The organism is Streptomyces sp. NPDC058291 (assembly GCF_042880855.1).
In the GTDB taxonomy this organism is placed as follows: Bacteria; Actinomycetota; Actinomycetes; order Streptomycetales; family Streptomycetaceae; genus Streptomyces.
Genome location: NZ_JBHVYK010000169.1, coordinates 1 through 4,488, shown reverse-complemented (window position 1 = coordinate 4,488; position 4,488 = coordinate 1). Strand labels below are relative to the sequence as shown.

Below are 4,488 nucleotides of genomic sequence, written 5' to 3'. Positions count from 1 at the left end.
GCGCGGGGGCGGCCGGCGCGGGGGCCGGAGCCTCCGCGGCGGGAGCCGGAGCCGGGGCGGCCGGAGCCGGGGCGGCGGCCGGAGCCGTGCCCGGGGCGCCGATGACGGCCAGCTTGGCGCCGACCTCGGCGGTCTCGTCCTCGCCGACGGTGATCTCCAGCAGCACGCCAGAGGTGGGCGCCGGGATCTCGGTGTCGACCTTGTCGGTGGAGACCTCGAGCAGCGGCTCGTCGGCCTCGACCGAGTCGCCGACCGACTTCAGCCAGCGGGTGACGGTGCCCTCGGTGACGGACTCGCCGAGCGCGGGCAGGACGACGTCCGTGCCCTCGGCGGAACCGCCGCCGGCGGCGGCCTCGGGAGTGGGAGCCGGGGCCGGGGCCGCCTGCTCGGTGGAGGGCTGGGCGGCCGGGGCCGGCTCGGGGGCCGGCGGTGCGACCTCCTCGGCGGCCGGAGCCGGAGCGGCGGCCGGCGCGCCGGTGCCGTCGTCGATCACGGCCAGCTCGGCGCCGACCTCGACCGTCTCGTCCTCAGCGACCTTGATGGAGGCCAGGACGCCGGAGGCGGGGGACGGGATCTCGGTGTCGACCTTGTCGGTCGACACCTCGAGCAGGGGCTCGTCGGCCTCGACGCGCTCACCCTCGGCCTTCAGCCAGCGGGTGACGGTGCCCTCGGTGACGCTCTCGCCGAGCGCCGGAAGGGTTACGGAAACCGGCATGGTTTCGGTTGCTCCTTACGAGTTGCGGAAGTCTGTGTCGTCGCTTCGACGTGTCTCGACCGAGGGTCAGTCGTGCGAGTGCAGCGGCTTGCCCGCCAGGGCCAGATGGGCCTCGCCGAGCGCCTCGTTCTGGGTCGGGTGCGCGTGGACGAGCTGCGCGACCTCGGCGGGCAGCGCCTCCCAGTTGTAGATCAGCTGGGCTTCGCCGACCTGCTCGCCCATGCGGTCGCCGACCATGTGGACGCCGACCACGGCGCCGTCCTTCACCTGGACGAGCTTGATCTCGCCCGAGGTGTTGAGGATCTTGCTCTTGCCGTTGCCCGCGAGGTTGTACTTCAGAGCGACGACCTTGTCCGCGCCGTAGATCTCCTTGGCCTTGGCCTCGGTGATGCCCACGGAGGCGACCTCGGGGTGGCAGTACGTCACCCGGGGGACGCCGTCGTAGTCGATCGGGACGGTCTTCAGACCGGCCAGACGCTCCGCCACCAGCATGCCCTCGGCGAAGCCGACGTGCGCGAGCTGGAGCGTCGGGACCAGGTCGCCGACGGCGGAGACGGTCGGGACGTTGGTGCGCATGTACTCGTCGACCAGGACGTAGCCGCGGTCCATCGCGACGCCCTGCTCCTCGTAGCCAAGACCGGCGGAGACCGGCCCCCGGCCCACCGCGACCAGCAGGACCTCGGCCTCGAACTCCTTGCCGTCGGCCAGGGTGACCTTGACGCCGTCGGCGGTGTACTCGGCCTTCGAGAAGAAGGTGCCCAGGTTGAACTTGATGCCGCGCTTGCGGAACGCGCGCTCAAGAAGCTTGGAGGAGTTCTCGTCCTCGACCGGGACGAGGTGCTTCAGGCCCTCGATGACCGTCACGTCGGCGCCGAAGGACTTCCACGCCGAGGCGAACTCGACGCCGATCACGCCGCCGCCGAGGATGATCGCGGACTTCGGCACGCGGTCCAGGACGAGAGCGTGGTCCGAGGAGATGATCCGGTCGCCGTCGATCTCCAGGCCCGGCAGCGACTTCGGCACGGAGCCGGTCGCCAGGAGCACGTGGCGGCCCTGGACGCGCTGCCCGTTGACGTCGACGGAGGTGGGGGAGGACAGCCGGCCCTCCCCCTCGATGTAGGTCACCTTGCGGGAGGCGATCAGCCCCTGCAGGCCCTTGTACAGGCCGGAGACGACGCCGTCCTTGTACTTGTGGACGGCGGGGACGTCGATGCCCTCGAAGGTGGCCTTGACGCCGAACTGCTCGCTCTCGCGGGCCTGGTCGGCGATCTCGCCCGCGTGCAGCAGGGCCTTGGTGGGGATGCAACCCCGGTGCAGGCAGGTGCCGCCGACCTTGTCCTTCTCGATCAGGGCGACGTCCAGTCCCAGCTGCGCCCCGCGCAGGGCCGCGGCGTAACCGCCACTACCACCGCCGAGGATCACTAGGTCGAAAACGGTGCTGGCGTCGTTCGCCACGTCACGTCCTCCATGCATGTGCGCCGTGCGCCGGTCGTCGCTGACCGCCGGCGGCTGGTGTCCGGCCGCTCTTTCTTCGGCCCTGTGGTGGGGGCCCTGTCCTGCCGAGGCCCATCTTCGCACCTGCGGGAGACGAACGAGACGCGGGGCCGGGGTGTGAGACACCCCACGCTCCCTTGTGGCATGGGGGACCGGCCCCGCCCGGGGGCGCGGGGGACTGCGCGACCGGCCACGTTCGACCCGGGGCCGCCGTCATGACGGACGGATCCGAGTGACCAGGCGCACAGTCCCCTTCTCCCGGAGGGACTAGCCGAGGTCGCCGGCGGCGGTCAGCTCGGCCAGCCGCACCAGCGTCCGCACCGCGGTGCCGGTGCCGCCCTTCGGCGTGTACCCGAAGGGGGCGCCCTCGTTGAACGCCGGGCCGGCGATGTCCAGGTGCGCCCAGGTGATCCCCTCGCCCACGAACTCGCGCAGGAAGAGACCGGCCACCAGCCCGCCGCCCATCCGCTCGCCCATGTTGGCGATGTCCGCGACGGTGGAGTCCATGCCCTTGCGCAGGTGCTCAGGCAGGGGCATGGGCCACGCCGGCTCGCCGACCTCCTCGGCGGCCTCGTGCACCGCCGAGCGGAACGCGTCGTCGTTGGCCATGATCCCGAAGGTGCGGCTGCCCAGCGCCAGCATCATCGCGCCGGTCAGGGTCGCGACGTCGACGATCGCGTCCGGCTTCTCCGCGGAGGCCGCCCACAGCGCGTCCGCGAGGACCAGCCGGCCCTCGGCGTCGGTGTTGAGGACCTCCACGGTCTTGCCGCTGTACATGCGCAGCACGTCGCCGGGGCGGGTGGCGGAGCCGGACGGCATGTTCTCGGCGAGCGCCAGCCATCCGGTGACGTTCACCTCCAGGCCGAGCCGCGCGGCCGCGACGACCGCGGCGAAGACCGCCGCCGCCCCGCTCATGTCGCACTTCATCGTCTCGTTGTGCCCGGCCGGCTTCAGCGAGATGCCGCCCGAGTCGTAGGTGATGCCCTTGCCGACGAAGGCGAGGTGCTTCTTCGCCTTCGACGAGGTGTACGACAGCTTCACCAGACGCGGGGCGGAGGCCGAGCCGGCGCCGACGCCGAGGATGCCGCCGTAACCCCCCTTGACGAGCGCCTTCTCGTCGAGCACCTGCACCTTGACGCCGTGCTCCTTGGCCGCCGTCTGGGCGAGAGCGGCGAACGCCTCGGGGTCGAGGTCGTTCGGCGGCATGTTGATCAGGTCACGGGCGCGGTTGAGCTCCTCGCCCACCGCGGCGGCGCGGGCGAGCGCGGCCTTGTGGGCGGCGTCGCGGGGCTTCCCGCCGAGCAGCACGGCCTCGACGAGCGGCGCCTTGTCGTTCTTGGCCTTGGCGGCGTTGTCCGAGCGCGCGGTCTGCTTGTAGGCGTCGAAGGAGTACGCGCCGAGCACCACGCCCTCGCCGAGGGCGCCGATGTCGGCGGCGTCGGTCACCGGCAGCGCGAAGGCGGCCTTCTTGGCGCCGGTGAGGGTGCGGGCGGCCGCGCCGGCCGCCCTGCGCAGCGCCTCGGCGTCGAAGGCGGCGTCCTTCTCGGGCTCGGAGCCGAGCCCCACCGCGAGCACGAGAGGCGTCTTGAAGCCGGCCGGGGCGGGCAGCTTCGTCACCTCGCCCTCGGCGCCGGAGGCCCCGAGGGTCTCCAGGACGCCGGCGAGCCGGCCGTCGAACGCCTTGTCGACGGCTTCGGCGCCCGGGGCGACGATCGGGCCCTTTGCGCCCTTGGCGACACCGATCACGATCGCGTCGGCCCGCAGGCCGGGCGCCGCGGCGGTGCTGAGAGTGAGAGCAGTCACGGTGGTGAAATCTCGCTTCCGATGTGGAGTTGCTGTGGCCGGAGGGTGTGGGTCGACCGGGCCCAGGGCCGACCCTAGATCCGGGTCCTGGGCGCGATCGCATCCGGGGTGTGCCTCACCGGCGCGGCGGACCGGCGCGACGAACCCGGAACGAGCCTACGCGTGCGGGTGCGTTCGCTCACGCACGCGAGTGTTCACCCGTGGGCGGCGTCCTGGCCACCTTCTCGGTCCGAGCACGGCGTGAACCGGCTCCCAGTCGTCCTTCCCGGTGTTTCGGGCGGGCGGTCCTCCGTCGCGACGGCGGAGCACCGGCGGGTGCCGTCCGGCGCGGGCATGGGCGATCATCGTCCGGTACGTTGCCGCCCACCCTGGAGCCCGTCCGGTGAGACGCCCGACCGTTCTGCTGACCCTGCTCGCCCTGCTGCTCGCCCTGCTGCTCGCGGGCTGCTCCCCGGCGCCGGACCTGTCTCTTATAC

At 72.5% G+C, this 4,488-nt stretch carries 3 protein-coding genes; all 3 read right to left on the bottom strand.

The window, feature by feature from the left end; genetic code table 11:
* The coding region (locus ACFVYK_RS37810; protein WP_389781271.1) for a biotin/lipoyl-containing protein at positions 1-715 on the bottom strand (715 nt) is incomplete at its 3' end.
* A 66-nt stretch (positions 716-781) separates the two neighbouring features.
* On the bottom strand, positions 782-2,170 hold the full coding sequence (gene lpdA / locus ACFVYK_RS37805) for a dihydrolipoyl dehydrogenase (protein WP_389781270.1): 1,389 nt from the start codon (positions 2,168-2,170) through the stop codon (positions 782-784).
* A gap of 306 nt (positions 2,171-2,476) precedes the next feature.
* On the bottom strand, positions 2,477-4,012 hold the full coding sequence (locus tag ACFVYK_RS37800) for a leucyl aminopeptidase (RefSeq protein WP_389781269.1): 1,536 nt from the start codon (positions 4,010-4,012) through the stop codon (positions 2,477-2,479).
* Positions 4,013-4,488: the final 476 nt, after the last annotated feature.